This window comes from Flagellimonas amoyensis, assembly GCF_003058265.1.
Classification (GTDB): Bacteria; Bacteroidota; Bacteroidia; order Flavobacteriales; family Flavobacteriaceae; genus Flagellimonas; species Flagellimonas amoyensis.
The window spans coordinates 38,105-53,491 of record NZ_QBUK01000004.1; the positions used below are offsets into that span (position 1 = coordinate 38,105).

The window sequence follows — 15,387 nt, forward strand, 5'->3', positions numbered from 1 at the left end:
CAACCATTTACTTTCATCTAAAGACTGACTTATGAAAAACTTTATCCATGACGATTTTTTGTTGGAGACCGACCACGCCAAGGAACTATATCACGATTATGCCAAAAACCAACCCATCATAGATTACCACTCCCATCTGCCCCCAAGTGAGTTGGCGGAAAACAAAAAATTTGAAAACATGGTCCAGCTCTGGATTGACGGCGATCATTATAAGTGGAGGGCCATGCGTGCCTTGGGCATTCCTGAAAAATACATAACAGGGGATGCACCGGACAGTGAAAAGTTCAAGAAATGGGCAGAAACGGTTCCCTATGCCCTTCGTAATCCCCTATACCACTGGACCCATCTGGAACTTGGCCGTTATTTTGGCATCCATGACCTTTTGGGACCCAAAACTGCTGAAAAAATATACGAAGAATGTAACGCCAAACTAGATTTGGAGGATTATTCGGCTCGTGGCTTGATAGAGAGGATGAACGTTGAGGTGGTATGCACTACGGATGACCCTCTGGACAATCTGGACCATCACAGGAACCTTGCCGCATCGGGTTGGCCCGTGAAGGTGCTCCCCACGTTCAGGCCGGATGGGCTTATTTTTATTGAAAAAGAAACCTTCACCGATTACCTAGCTTCCCTTTCCAGAATCACCGACATCAAGATCACTGATTTTGAAACCTTAGGCCAGGCCATCAAAAAAAGAGTGGAGCATTTCCATAAAAACGGTTGCCGACTTTCGGACCATGGCCTTCCACATGCTTATGCGGTGGATTTTACAGAGGTAGAAATCAATAACATCCTATCGGAGCGTCTAAAGGGAAAGACCATCTCAAAAAAAGAGACGGCACAATACAAATCTGCCATCCTTGGTCTTTTGGGTGGCTTCTACACCGAAAAAAATTGGACCATGCAACTCCATTTGGGACCCATTCGGGATACCAACGAAGCCATTTTGTCCAAAGTTGGCATCAATGCAGGAGTGGACAGTATCGGTGATTTTCAGCAGGCCGAACAGCTTGCCGGTCTATTGAACAGACTGAACAATAAGGGACATCTTCCAAAGACCGTGCTCTATAACTCAAACCCCAATGACAATGAACTGTTTGCCACCATGGCGGGCAACTTCAACGGGGATGGCATCAAGGGCAAGGTCCAGTTTGGGGCAGCTTGGTGGTTCTTGGACCAAATGGATGGCATCACCAACCAATTGAACGCACTTTCCAATATGGGACTGTTGAGCTGTTCCGTTGGAATGCTTACGGACAGTCGGAGTTTTTTATCCTTCCCACGGCATGAATATTACAGAAGGATCCTTTGCAATGTGTTGGGCAATGATATCAAGGCCGGTCTTTTACCAAACGATATGGAATGGATCGGAAAAATCGTAACGGACATTACCTATAACAATGCCAAGGATTTTTTCCAGTTTCCAAGTTTAGTGGAACAAGTTCCTTTGGAAAATTGATGAGCTCTCCTCATACAGTATTACTCTCCTATTCTAAAAGGCAATGCCTGTATTGATTCAGCTAGTTTTGGACCGGAGCAGCCTTGCCCTTCTCAGCGAGGAGTCCCTCACGATGATCTCTGTTCCAAGAACCGTTATCTCGGTAAGGTCTGCATCATAATTTTGGCCGGAGTGGTTCAGGATGCGTTTGGCCGAAATGGCCCCCATTTTACTGGCCGGGTGCGATACGGTGGATAGTGAAGGTTGCATAATGGAAGCTATGGGATCGTCATTGAACCCTATCACGGCCAATTCCTGGGGAACCTCTACCCCCATTTTTTTGGCGCACATAATGGCACTCACAGCGGCCGTGTCGTTTGCAGAGAATATGCCATCTGGTGGTTCGGGCATTTTCAGAAGCTTTTTTGTGGCCTTGTTCCCTTCCTCAAAACTCAAAGTCTTGAAATGGATGATCAGTTCATCTCTAATGGGCAGGCCAGACTCTCGCAGAGCGTCCAGATAGCCTTTTTTCCTTTCTTCATAAATGTTCCTGTGCTGCGCCCCTGCAAAATGGGCAATCCTGGTACACCCTTGGTCTATCAAATGTTTGGTGGCGGAGTATCCAGCGGTGTAGTTGTCTATCACCACTTTGTACGAATTGAAGTTGTCCGGCACCCTATCCACAAAGACAATGGGGATACCCTGGTCTATAAACTTCTGAAAATGGGCCATGTCCACCGTTTCCATGGACAGGGAAACAATAAGCCCCGTAATCCTACTGTCATATAGGGCGTTGCAGTTGCTCACCTCATTTTCATACATATCGTTGGACTGGCTGATCAGCACATTATAACCGGCCTTTCGAGCGGTTTCCTCAATACCACTGATCAAGGAGGCCATAAATGGACGGTTTATCCGAGAGATGAGCACACCTATTGTATTGCTCTTGTTGTTCCTGAGACCTGCAGCTAAATTATTGGGACGGTACCCCATTCCCTCGGCAGCCTCTTTGATCAGCTTGATGGTTTTCTTACTGATGCTCTTATGGTTGTTCAAAGCTCTGGAAATCGTCGAAGGAGAATAGTTCAATTCTTTGGCGAGATCGTAGATGGTAACCTCCTTTTTAATCTTCATCTGTCAAATACCGTTAGGTTCTTTATGCCCGATAATGGGATAAGCTTGAATTTCAATTTACTAAATTAACTTTTAGTTTCCTTTTAGAATAATTTTTTTCATTTGTCCAATGACACCCGTTCATTAAAAATTGCTTGTTTTTCAGAAACTTCCACTTAATTTTCCTTTTTTAGGAGCTTGGATGCCAAAAAAATTCATCATCCTTAAAATAAATTGAGAAAATAAATATACGCAATCGATTCCGTTAATTATATTTGAACGGCACAAATAAACAATTTGATACATGTAGTGCATATGTTTCAATGCTATCAGCAGATGAGATGTACCATTACAAAAGTAAAATTATGCCAACATGAAATATAATTGCTATATCACTTTAAAATTTGGGATCGGTAAGGCATTCGAAGAGGGAAGACTTACTTTGGAGGACCTCCATACACATGCATGCCTCTTCCTACCCAGATATCAAAAAGCGGAGCGGAAAGCAAGAATTGTTCGAAAATATCATCAACCAGTACATTTAAATAATCCCCTAACAAGCTAAACCCAAAACAACTTATGGAATCAGTTTTAGAGAGACCGGATTGGATCGTTCTCGGCATTTATTTCTTGGCCCTTATCGCCGTGGCCGCATGGGTGGTCCTCCAGAAGAACAAGGATACAGAAGATTACTTTTTGGCAGGAAGGAACGTGGGTTGGTTCGTCATCGGAGCTTCCATTTTTGCATCGAATATTGGATCGGAACACGTGGTGGGACTTGCCGGCACTGGATTTGAATCGGGTACGCCCATGGCCCATTACGAGCTTCATGCCTGGATTGTGTTGTTATTGGGCTGGCTCTTTCTCCCCTTTTATATCAGAAGTGGGGCATTCACCATGCCAGAGTTTCTTGAAAAACGGTTCGATAGCCGCTCCCGTTGGTTCCTTTCCATTTTTTCGTTGGTCGCTTATGTATTGACCAAGGTTTCCGTCACCATTTATGCAGGGGGTATCGTGGTATCAGAACTATTGGGCATCCCTTTCTGGTACGGCGCCATCGGGGTGGTGGTCTTTACCGGGATCTATACCATCGTCGGTGGGATGAAGGCCGTAATCTATACTGAGACCTTGCAGACCGTAATCTTGATTTTGGGCTCGTTGATCATCACCTATCTGGGCTTACAAGAAGTGGGTGGCTGGGGACAACTTAGGGAAACGGTGACATCTGTCAGTCCAGATCATTTCAACATGTGGCGCCCCATGAGCGATCCCCAGTTCCCATGGACCGGCCTTTTGATCGGCGGAACCATCGTAGGAATCTGGTACTGGTGTACAGACCAGTACATTGTACAGCGTACATTGGCTGCGAACAACATTAAAATTGGAAGACGGGGTGCCATTTTTGGGGCCTATCTGAAACTGATGCCCATCCTGATTTTTTTGGTGCCAGGAATCATTGCCTTTGCCCTGACCATTCAAAACCCCGAAGTATTTAACGTTGACCGTGCCGATAGGGCATTCCCTATGCTGGTAAAGACGCTTCTTCCTGTTGGGTTGAAAGGTTTGGTGGCCGGTGGGCTTATGGCCGCTCTTATGAGTTCGTTGGCATCTGTGTTCAACTCCTGTTCCACCATTTTCACCATTGACATCTATAAAAAACTCCGTCCGGAAAAGACCGAACGTGAACTATTGACCATTGGCAAAGTGGCCACTGGCATCATTGTGGTTCTGGGAATCATTTGGATACCCATTATGGACAAGATAGGTGGCGGGGTTATGTACCAATATCTTCAAAATGTGCAATCCTACATCGCGCCCCCGGTCACCACAGTGTTCCTTTTGGGCATTCTCTGGAAACGGGTCAATTCCAAAGCGGCCATCACCACGCTCACGGCCGGATTGGTACTTTTGGTGCTTCGGTTGGGTTCAGAAATTTATTATCAACCACAAATTGCCGCCAATGCAGAAGTGTCTGGTTTCCTTTTCCAGTTTGCAACGGTGAACTTTGCCCATATGGCCATTTTTATGTTCCTGTTTTCCGTAGTCCTATGTATTTTGGTCACCTTGGCCACCTCACCGCCTGACTATATAAAGATCAAAGGGCTTTCCATGGGCACATTGTCCGCAGATGACAAAGCGGCCACCAAGGCCAGCTATAGCACTATTGATGTAGTGCTCTCGGTGCTGTTGGTAATCATCGTAATTGTTATATTATCCTATTTCACAGGATAGGACAGATTACGTTATTCATGGTAAAAATGCGACTCATTTTGCAAAACCTGTAGGTTGTTTACTTACAGGTTTTTGTCTTATATAATTTCAATCAAAACCATCACCTAAGAATATACCAAAACTGCCCTTTGATCAAAAATCTACCAATTTCAATCTCCCGAACGAACTGGGCACATGAAAATCCGGTTCCTGCAGTTTAGGGTCCACCCATGTAATCCATACAAACTCCGATTCGGTGTCCGGGAAATGTCCCAAATTCTGGCAATCTCCCCTGTAAATTCCAGCCCCGATGACCCCATTCTTCAAAATATCAAGATTTTTCAAAGATTCCAAACTCACTTTCAGCTCCACCCCATAACCAGATTCCGTTCGGACAGCTTTGGCAGATAGGTGACCTTTTGGCCACGACCATTCATAATCAAACTCCCTGTAAAATGTAGCTGTGTAATCCAATATCCTACCATCGGGGTCGACTTCCAAACAGTAGTAGGTATTCAACTTTGCATCCACTTGGAAAAAGATTTCCACACGGTCTCCATGCACTACCTCCATCTTGTGGCCCGACACCTTTTGCACATGGACTGCGCTGTCCTCTACCCTATAGCGCAAGTAAAGCCACTCCTTGTCGTGACAGGCTTTAAACTCCGTTTTTTGAATAGGCCGTGTATTCCAGGGCTGTTTGAAATCGGTCAAGGCCGGGAGACTTTCCCAAACCCCTTCTTTTACAATCCCATCTGTAATGGCCCTAACCTCATATATATGTATTGTATCTTCTCCCATGCAATAGAAATATCAAATTTGACCAAGGTTCGATTCCCTCAATTACCTAACTAGACCTACCTAAAACAAATCTTGAGGTTCAAATACGGTTTTTAACAAAAGAAATCCAATATAAAACAACTTTTTTTTAACTTAGCGAAAGTTTTAAATGTATTTTTTCTTTCAAAACATTATTTTTTATAAAATAAAGATAGCAAAAATACAACTTTTGGGTTATTTTTTCCTTGGCTCGGAAACCATACCCGAAAGATACACATAGATTAGATTTTCGGAACGGTTTATCTTATCTGTTTTGACCCTTAATGACCAACCCAATGTTTGGAAGTAGTTTTTAGTTCCCGAATAATTCCAAAGACGACCAAAATGAGAAACAGCATGAGGCTCCCCAACTATCTTTTTTCCATTCTAAGCATACTCCTGATAATGCTTTCCTGCAAAACAGACCGAATGGATAAGCGATTCACCCTTCTGGATCCCGACGATACCGGGGTATCCTTTGTCAATATACTCCGGGAAACAGAGACTTTCAATGTGTTTGAGTATGGCTATATGTACAATGGTGGTGGTGGTGCCGTTGGCGACCTGAACAATGACGGCCTTCCAGACATTTATTTCACTGGGAACATGGTGGGAAGCCATCTCTACATCAACCAAGGGGACTTTCGCTTCAAGGAAATGGCAAAAGAGGCCGGAGTGTACGCCGAAGGACTATGGAACACGGGAACCACCATGGCTGATGTGAATTCCGACGGCCTACTGGACATCTATGTTTGCCGGTCTGCCGCAAAAGATCCCGCCAATCGCAGAAACCTGCTTTTTATCAACAACGGGGACCTCACCTTTACCGAAAGTGCAAAAGAATATGGGATAGACGATTCCGGATATTCCACACAAGGAGTGTTTTTTGATTATGATGGGGACGGGGATCTGGATCTCTATGTGCTCAACCACTCCACTCAGGACTATGCCGGTTTCAGCCAGATTACCTCTACCCTGAAAAAAAAGTCCAACGATGCCTTTTCGGACAAACTGTACCGCAACGACAACGGCTTCTTCACAGATGTAAGCCAATCGGCCGGACTGGTATCCAACGTTCTGGGATTTGGTTTGGGCGTTGCCGTATCGGACATCAACAATGATGGATGGTTGGACCTCTACATTTCCAACGACTACAATGAGCAGGATTATCTGTACATCAACAATGGGAATGGTACCTTCAAAGAATCCCTCGAGGAGTACATGGAACACGTTTCGCAATTTTCCATGGGTTCGGACGCAGCGGACATCAACAATGATGGTTTTATTGACATTGTGACACTGGACATGCTCCCGGAGGGCAACCTACGCCAAAAAATGGTCTTGGGTCCGGACAATTACGACAAGTACAGCCTACTCGCCAAAACAGGTTTCCACAACCAATCCATGCGCAATATGCTGCAATTGAACAACGGCGGAAAATCCTTTTCCGAAATTGGCCAATTGTCCGGCATTTCAAACACTGACTGGAGTTGGGCTCCCCTATTCGCCGATTTTGATTTGGATGGGCAGAAGGACCTATTTATTTCCAACGGATACAAAAGGGACTATACCAACATGGATTTCATGAATTTTGCCGTACAGGAACGATTGAAGGCCAAAAAAACGAGGAAGGACATCGAGGTGATGAACCTGATCAAGGAAATACCCCCGATCGTAGAAGAAAACTATATCTACCAAAACAAGGGCAACCTCACCTTTGCCAAAATGAACCGAGAATGGGGCCTTGACCAGAAAACCCTTTCCAATGGGGCCGCATACGCCGACTTGGACAATGATGGCGACCTGGATCTGATTGTGAACAATATTGACGAAAAGGCCTCCATCTACAGAAACAATAGCAGAGAGACCGGGGACAATGGCTTCCTAAAGATTCAATTGAAAGGTCAGAAAGGAAACAGTTTTGGGATTGGTGCCAAAGTGGTACTGAAGCTTGAAGATGAAATCATGGTCCAAGAAATGATCACGACCCGTGGCTACCAATCTTCCGTGGAACCCAACATGATATTTGGTGTGGGCAAAGCCCAGAAAGTGGACGAACTTTCCATAGTCTGGCCCGATGGACGAAAACAGACACTAAAAGATATCCCCATCAACCAAACCGTGGTCCTTCAACACAAAGAAGCGACCAATGGCAATATGGACACGGAAGAGGCCCACATGAAACCCTATTTTACCGAGGTTGCATTGGACAGTATTATTCCCTATGCACACAAAGAAAATCCATACGTGGATTTCAGAAGGGACCGATTATTACCGCACATGTTGTCCACCCAAGGACCTAGACTTACCGTCGCCGATGTCAATGGGGACGGATTGGACGATATTTTTATTGGAGGTGCCAAAGGCAGTCCCGGCAAACTTTATATACAAACAGCCTCTGGCGAGTTCATGGCAACCAATGAGGCGCTTTTTGAACAAGATCAAAATTCAGAAGATGTCGAAGCCCTTTTCTTTGATGCCGATAGGGATGGAGACATGGACTTATATGTGACCAGCGGTGGCAATGAGTTCGAAAAGGACGATGCCCATCTCCAGGACCGATTGTACCTAAATGTCGGCAAGGGAAGATTTGAAAAGAAACAGGATTTTCTGCCCGTGATGACCACCAGCACCGCCAGTGTCGTGGCCAATGATTTTGACAAGGATGGAGACCTTGACCTGTTTGTTGGCGGTAGATTGGTGCCAGGAGAATATCCCTTTGCCCCTAAAAGCTACATCCTCGAAAATGCAGGAAATGGGCAGTTCAAAGATGTGACCAAGACCGTTGCGCCAGACTTGGAACACTTGGGGATGATCACCGACGCCCTTTGGAGCGATTATGATTCTGATGGGACCGAAGAGTTGATTATTGTCGGGGAATTCATGGGAATCCGTCTCTTCAAATACCAAAATGGAACTTTTACGGAGCACAAAGACTCGGGATTGACCAATACCGAAGGATGGTGGAATACCATAAAAGCGGGGGACTTTGACAACGACGGGGACATTGATTATGTTTTGGGCAACTATGGCCTGAATACCCAACTAACCCCTTCAACCGATGCCCCTTTGGAAATATATGCCAAGGATTTTGACGGAAACGGATCCATAGATCCAATTCTGTGTTCTTACTTTGATGGAAGAAGATATCCCGTGTTCTCCAAGGATGATTTGGTGGAACAGCTGAGCATGCTAAAAAGCCGATACGTGAACTATTCGGACTATGCAGACCAACAGTTGACCGACATTTTCCCCCAAGATGTACTCAACACCGCTTTGGTGCTGAAAGCCGTGAACTTTCATTCCAGCTATATGGAAAATCTAGGAAATGGAAAATTCAAACTCCATTCCCTGCCCCAAATGGCCCAATTTGCACCCGTCCATGCCATGGCCGTGAACGATTTTAACGGGGATGGAAACCTGGACGTTTTACTGGCAGGCAATTTTTATGGGAACCGTGTCAAGTTCGGGCGCATTGATGCCAATTCAGGCACCCTCCTTTTAGGAAAAGGCAATGGGGAGTTCGATGTCGAAAAAAACAACAGTGGTCTGATGGTAAAAGGCGAAGTGAGAGATTTAGGCACCATTGACCACAAAAACAAGGGCAAGGTGATCTTGTTCGCAATCAACGACCAACCCTTAAAAAGTTATCTCATTACAAATTAAACAATTACAGGTTTTCAACCCATGAATACAGAAATGACCTCTTTTATTCCATACATTGGCCCTATCGTTTCCATGATTTTTATATTCAGATGGACACAATCGCTTATGTCTGTTCAAAAATACTTCCGACCCATGAATATTCGCCTTTCCCCTGTAATGGCAGTGCTTGCTATTGTGCTATTGCAATCCTGCAAGGCCTTTTTGCCTACCCATGACGATAAGGGGACCCCAGAAGAAACGGTGAAAGGCTTCTCCCAACAGGTTCCGGCAACGGATGTCGCTTTCGATATGGTGTATGTGCCACAAGGTGATTTTATGATGGGCAGTCCCGATTCCCAGCCAAACCGTGAAACGGACGAAGGCCCCACAAAACAAGTGGAGTTGGATGCGTTCTACATAGGAAAGTATGAAGTCACTTGGGAAGTGTTCGAGCTCTTTTTTGCACAAAACCAAGAGCTTTTCCAAGGCTTGCCATCAGACCAGTTAAATTCAGTGGACGCCATCACTAGGCCAAGCCCTCCTTATGAAGATCCTTCAAGGGGCATGGGCAAGGAAGGATATCCTGCCATCAGCATGTCCGCATACTCAGCCTTGGTTTTCTGCAAATGGTTGAGCACGGTGACTGGCAGGTTCTATCGTTTGCCTACGGAAGCAGAATGGGAATATGCTGCAAAAGCTGGGACCCAAACCTCCTATTCCTTTGGGGATGATGCTTCCAAACTGGCCGAATATGCCGTGTATTATGAAAATTCCAATAATTCCTATGCCAAGGTAGGCACCAAGTTGCCCAATCCATGGGGAATTTATGACATGCACGGAAACGTATCCGAATGGACCTTGGACGAATACAAAGCAAATGCGCTAAGTATTACCGAAAACACGAATCCTTGGATACAGCCCACCGTGATTCATCCAAGAGTGGTAAAAGGCGGTTCATGGAACGACGACCCAGAAGATCTTCGATCTGCGGCACGCTATGCTTCTAGTATTGGACTCCAAAAAAACGACCCTCAGATTCCAAAAAGCTTTTGGTGGTACACCGATTCCAATTTCATCGGTTTTAGATTGGTGAGTCCGGCCACACAACCTTCCTCAGAGGAGCAAAAAGAATTTTGGCAAACCGTTTTGGACGAATAGCCAGCAAAATCACATTATTTTCGAAGGGTTTTAACTCTTTGTAAAAATTGCATCAAACTGGATGGTAACGGACTCCCCTACCACAATCTGACCGAACATGGCCGTTGGGGGTTCAATATTAAAATCCTGTAGTTTGATTTCCTTGGAGCCTTTCAGCGTATAGGCCCCTCCCACTTGCTTGACCTCCGAAGTGATGTCCAACTTTTGGGAAACACCTGCAATGGAGAGTGTTCCCTTGAGCACAAACATTCCAGAAGCCGTTTGTTTTTGAATGTTTTCCAACTGAAAACTGATTTCCGGGTGCTCATCGACCTTCAACGCGGCATGCATCTTTTTGTCCATTGTGGCCCCACGTTCACTCTTGATCTGGGATGCATCAACAACCACTTTCAAACTGGCGGGTTGTCCTTCTTGCACTTCCATGTTTCCCTTTAGGGAATGGGCAGTGACCACCCAATCATGCAACGTGGAGGTGCCCTCAATTTTCAAGGAACTTTTATCGGAAAGAACATAGGATTCTTGGGCATATCCGCCCCATACAACACACAGCAGCAACACTGCCAAGGAAACTTTGATTCTCATTGTTTAACTTTTTTCTTCTATTTTTTGTGCATCAAAATGATGCATGATCATGGACGTGGAAACAACCAGAAAATCCCTAAGATTGCTCCCATCCAACCTTTTCATTGATGAATGCAATCAATTTCCAGGCCATACTTTCTTGCTGTTCCTTATTGGGATGGTTATCCGTATTGATGAACGGAAACAACAACACCCCAATGCGCTCATCGTTAAGACTTTGTACGGCCGTTTGGACATAATCAGGCCATTTTGAACCTTCTTTGGTGGCATCCATACTGCCCAAAGCACAAACTATATAGGCCTCGGGATAATGTTTTCTCAGTTTGGACACAAATTCTTGATAGGCCGCAATCAAGGTTTCTTCCGAAGGAGCCTCTTCCCCAAACCGTCTTTTGAACTGGGGATGATCGGGCATGTTCACCAACCATGAATCGTTCTGAAAAAGATTCACCACCACCAAATCTGGGGTATATTGGGAAAAATCCCAACGGCTGGTGCTGTCCTGTGGCGCCAAACGATCATAAATTTCAGGCATGATGGGCGGGTCCCAACTGATGGTGACCCCAATACCACTTCTACAAATGCAGCGGTAATCTGCTTCAAAATGCCGTGCAGTCAGCGCAGCATAGCTGTAATAATTGTTGGTATAGGTACTGTCCGGCAAATCCCTCCCGGAATAATCTTCCACAGCATAGCCTGCGCTGATGGAATTTCCGTAGAATTCAATCTTTCTTGCCGGGGAGGGCGAAGAAGATAATATTTGACCATCACCTTTCAATTGAAAACCATAAAAAGTGGTCGTGCCCCGGTTCCATTCCGTGCGCTTAAAGATTTCCACGGTATGCTCATCGGGAGATAAATTGGTTGCCAGCACATATTCTTTACGTGTGGTATCGGGTCTGATCAGTCTAACGCTATCGTTATCTATTCTGATGTCATAATAATTGTCCCCTTCGGAATCTTTAAAATATGCCGAGATGGAAGTGCCTTTAAAATTCAGCTTGATGGAAGTACCGGACCAATACAACTGCACCCCATCCGCTTGGGTCGTATCCACTCTGCCTTCATACACCAAATGCGGATCGTTATGATCCACGAACACTGTTTTATCTTCTGAATTGCAACTTGCCAGACCAAGTACCAAACTGGCCGTGGCGAAAAAAATAGATAGGCTCCTGATTCCCATATGCATCATTTTAAGGATTACTGCTTGGGGTAATATCCAAAAAATCCTTGACCAATAAAAATGTATTGTTCAGTGGGTTTTGCTGATTTTCCTCCTGAAGCTTCTCGGTAAGCTGCCCTGCAGAAGGCCCTCCTTCATACATGGCCTTTACCCACAAAACATATGAATTGTTCGGGTCCCGTTTCAAAGCCTCCTCGATACGTGATGGGATTTTCCCTGCTGCATCCGTCCGCTGAAGTGCCAAGATCTGAAGATAGAGGTTCGCGTTTTCAGGATCATCATTATCCAGCCCATAGTCCACAATTTCTTGGTAGCGCTGTGCCGCGAGCTCCGTTTTACCCATTTTTCCATAGCAATGGGCCAGAATACTGTTCTCCAATCGCTCATCCACATTATAGGGCAAACCAGTCCCTAGGTTCTTGGGCCATAGTTTTGCCTTTTCCACATAGGTAACGGCACCTGCGTAGTTGCCTTTATGGATGGACTCATATGCCAACCGGATAGCGGCTTCATGGTAGATGGCCCTACCTTCAAAAGCTCCTTCAAATGGAATAATAACGAGTTGTTCCAGAAAAGAAAGTGCTTGTTTGTATTTTCCAGACTTTAACAGCGCACTGGCGTACCGTATACCCATTACCGAATTGTCAAGATTGGAATCGTAGACTTTTTTGGCAATCTTGGCCGCTTCGGAATACTGCTGCTTCCCAATCAATTGATCCACGAGGGCCAGTTGAACCCGCCAATCTTTTGGGGCCAACTGTTTTGCTTTTTCCAAGGCTTGGTCCACAAGGGTCCCCTCATTGGCAAAAAGCTTGGCCTTGGCCAAATAAAATGGAGCGTAATCGGGACGGTCGCCACATTGCTGCATCAAAGCTTTTGCTTCTTCCAGTAATTCCTTTTTCCATAAAATCAACGCCTTGTAGTAGTTGAGTTTCCAATCATCACTCAATGCAGTAAGCTCGGTAAGAGCTTCGTACATCTCGGTCCGGAAGGGAAACACAAGATTGGGGGAGGCTTTGAGTGCCTTCTGCAGCCAATTTTCCCGATTGGCAACATCCAAGTAGGCCAACAACAACAAAACTTTGGCGTCTGCCGGACTTTGTTTCAATACTTCAATACTTTCTTCATTTTGACCAACCGCATGATATTTCAGGGCCAATTCTATATAGGATTCCGACTGGAGTTCATTGGTTATCAATTTGTTCAACTCAATATAGCCATCACTGCCCAACAGCTTTGCCTCATGGGCCACAAAGGCATTCGTATTGTCCAATTTATAGAGCTCCCTCAAGGCGTCTTCTGCCTGTTCCTTGTCATTTTTCAATCTGAAAATCAAGACTTTCAACTCTTGGGCCACCAAGTTTTTCCGATTGTAATCCAATGCATTCTCTACCTCTTCGAGTGCAGCATCCAAATCGTTTTCCTTGAGATACAATTTCGTAAGTTCTGTATGTGCAGCGGTTCTGAACGAGGTAGATTGTGCTGCGATGGAAAAGCCGCTCTTGGCATTGGCCTTTTTGTTCAGTTTGACATTGAGCAATCCAAAAAGATAATTGGCCTCAGGATCATAGGTATCTATCGCCAGTGCCTTGTTGATCAAGGAAAGTGCCTCATCATACTGCATCATCCTGTAGTAATTGAAGGCTGCCCTACGAAGTGCGGGAGCATAGGCGGGGTCCAGTTCCAATGCTTTCAAATAATACACCTGCGCCATTTTTCGGGCACGACCCGATACGGTATAGCCATATTGCTTTTCAATTTCGAAACCTTTGGTGAACCATCCTATGGCCGAGTCCCAATCAAATTCCGTATTGGGGAGAACAGGCCTGTCCACAATTTCATCCCCGGTTTCGCTGGAGTAGGAAAGGATATTTTTCCCTATTTGAATACGGTACTCTTTACCTTCGCCCACATTCACCTTAGTGCTGTAGAGTTCCAGTGGTTTCAGGGACAAGGTCTGCGTAGCGACCGTTTCACTTTCCGATTTCACCACAAGATCACCCTGCAATGGGGCCAACGGGCTCAAACGGATTTCGATGGTGGATTTATCCACTTCCAGCACGTTCAAGACGGCATTTCTGTTCGCCATCACCATTCCGCCCGTTTGCTTTAGCGGAAAATATACTTCGGAAGAAATGTCGCTGTCATACGGAATGATCTCCCTGTGTTTAAAGGGGGTCAAACTGCTTGCTTCCATCGCCTGATTAAAAGTGGCTCCCGTTTGATATTCAATATATTGGCCATCTGAATCCGTCAACAGACCTTCCCAAATCATCCCTTCATCGGAAAGCCCCCAAATCCAGAGTTTTTTTCCGGGCATTGCCCTAAAATCATGCAGGTTTCCAAACCCGTAGTCATCCTCGTGGTAATATCCCCCCATATATTCCGCAATGCTGTTCACAATGTGATAGGACTTTGGTCCACCAAAGTCGTTGTTCTTGTAAAATGAGATTTCCCTGCCATCTTCCTCCGGCCAAGTGCTCACAATTTGTTCATGGCCCACATAATGGTCTCCGGGGAAAATAAACTCCAAATCACCATCCGCTTTGGCGGCGGCATTGGAATAATGGTAATACGGCTCCGGCAGGTTTCCGGTATTGAAACAGGAACTGATGGTTTCCACATAGGCCTTATCCTTTTCCAGTTTTATTTCCACGTTCCATTGCGCGTGGGTGTGTAGGTCTATCGCACCAATGATGCAGGAAACACTGCCATCCGCATTGTTCTTGATCACATAATCCTGAGGTGTGGCACTGGTGGACGTATGGCCGATAAAACCAAAGTTAAACTCCAACCCTCCTGAAGTCCATGGTCCGCGTTGGGCCACATCCCTGAACTTGACCACCTCATTGAAATATAAAAACTCCTGTCCTGTGGATTTTTCGATGGCACCCCAAATTTTACCACCGACGTCGGTATTGACAAAAACCTTGATGTAATCGTTTTCCAAAACCACCATGTTCCATTCCTGTTGTCTGCTCTTGTTGGTAAAGCCATCATACCTGAAATAGGGATAGTTCATTTCCATATCGGGAACAGGGTTGGGATCGGAAAATGGATAGGTTTTCATGACCCTTTTTTCCTCATATATTTTCGCATTTTGCCCTAAGACGGATTGCGCAAGGATGAAAACAAGTAGCAATGGTAGTTTCTTCAGACTCATCAATGTATCTTTTGCTTAAAAAATAACGAAATATAAGACTATATCAATTTAAATACAATTATTTAAACA

9 protein-coding genes are annotated in these 15,387 nt (G+C 45.2%); 4 read left to right on the forward strand and 5 right to left on the reverse strand.

Annotation, left to right across the window (positions count from 1 at the left end; genetic code table 11):
- Positions 1 to 31 precede the first annotated feature (31 nt).
- A complete protein-coding gene (uxaC, locus tag DB398_RS06670; protein ID WP_108423623.1) occupies positions 32 to 1,462 on the forward strand; it encodes a glucuronate isomerase in 1,431 nt (476 codons plus the stop codon).
- Between the two features lie 57 nt (positions 1,463 to 1,519).
- On the opposite strand, the gene DB398_RS06675 is transcribed toward uxaC, so the two are convergent.
- Positions 1,520 to 2,575, reverse strand: a complete 1,056-nt coding sequence (locus tag DB398_RS06675) for a LacI family DNA-binding transcriptional regulator (protein ID WP_108423624.1) — start codon at positions 2,573 to 2,575, stop codon at positions 1,520 to 1,522.
- A 558-nt stretch (positions 2,576 to 3,133) separates the two neighbouring features.
- On the opposite strand from DB398_RS06675, the gene DB398_RS06680 reads away from it, so the two are divergent.
- Positions 3,134 to 4,786: a sodium:solute symporter gene (locus tag DB398_RS06680; RefSeq protein WP_108423625.1), complete on the forward strand. Its 1,653-nt coding sequence runs from the start codon at positions 3,134 to 3,136 to the stop codon at positions 4,784 to 4,786.
- Between the two features lie 132 nt (positions 4,787 to 4,918).
- On the opposite strand, the gene DB398_RS06685 is transcribed toward DB398_RS06680, so the two are convergent.
- Complete coding sequence (locus DB398_RS06685; RefSeq protein WP_108423626.1) at positions 4,919 to 5,566, reverse strand: carbohydrate-binding family 9-like protein; 648 nt, start codon at positions 5,564 to 5,566, stop codon at positions 4,919 to 4,921.
- Positions 5,567 to 6,013: 447 nt separating this feature from the next.
- Between DB398_RS06685 and DB398_RS06690 the strand changes: the two genes are divergently transcribed.
- Positions 6,014 to 9,250 (forward strand): VCBS repeat-containing protein, encoded by a 3,237-nt coding sequence (locus DB398_RS06690; protein WP_199913359.1) that lies wholly within the window; start codon positions 6,014 to 6,016, stop codon positions 9,248 to 9,250.
- Between the two features lie 132 nt (positions 9,251 to 9,382).
- Positions 9,383 to 10,387, forward strand: a complete 1,005-nt coding sequence (locus DB398_RS06695) for a formylglycine-generating enzyme family protein (RefSeq protein ID WP_108423842.1) — start codon at positions 9,383 to 9,385, stop codon at positions 10,385 to 10,387.
- A gap of 30 nt (positions 10,388 to 10,417) precedes the next feature.
- Here DB398_RS06695 and DB398_RS06700 read toward each other — a convergent pair whose 3' ends face one another.
- The 3 genes from DB398_RS06700 to DB398_RS06710 form a co-directional block, all read right to left on the reverse strand.
- Complete coding sequence (locus DB398_RS06700; RefSeq protein WP_108423627.1) at positions 10,418 to 10,969, reverse strand: YceI family protein; 552 nt, start codon at positions 10,967 to 10,969, stop codon at positions 10,418 to 10,420.
- A 76-nt stretch (positions 10,970 to 11,045) separates the two neighbouring features.
- Positions 11,046 to 12,155, reverse strand: a complete 1,110-nt coding sequence (locus DB398_RS06705) for an SGNH/GDSL hydrolase family protein (RefSeq protein ID WP_108423843.1) — start codon at positions 12,153 to 12,155, stop codon at positions 11,046 to 11,048.
- A gap of 10 nt (positions 12,156 to 12,165) precedes the next feature.
- Positions 12,166 to 15,318 (reverse strand): DUF5107 domain-containing protein, encoded by a 3,153-nt coding sequence (locus DB398_RS06710; protein ID WP_108423628.1) that lies wholly within the window; start codon positions 15,316 to 15,318, stop codon positions 12,166 to 12,168.
- Positions 15,319 to 15,387 lie beyond the last annotated feature (69 nt).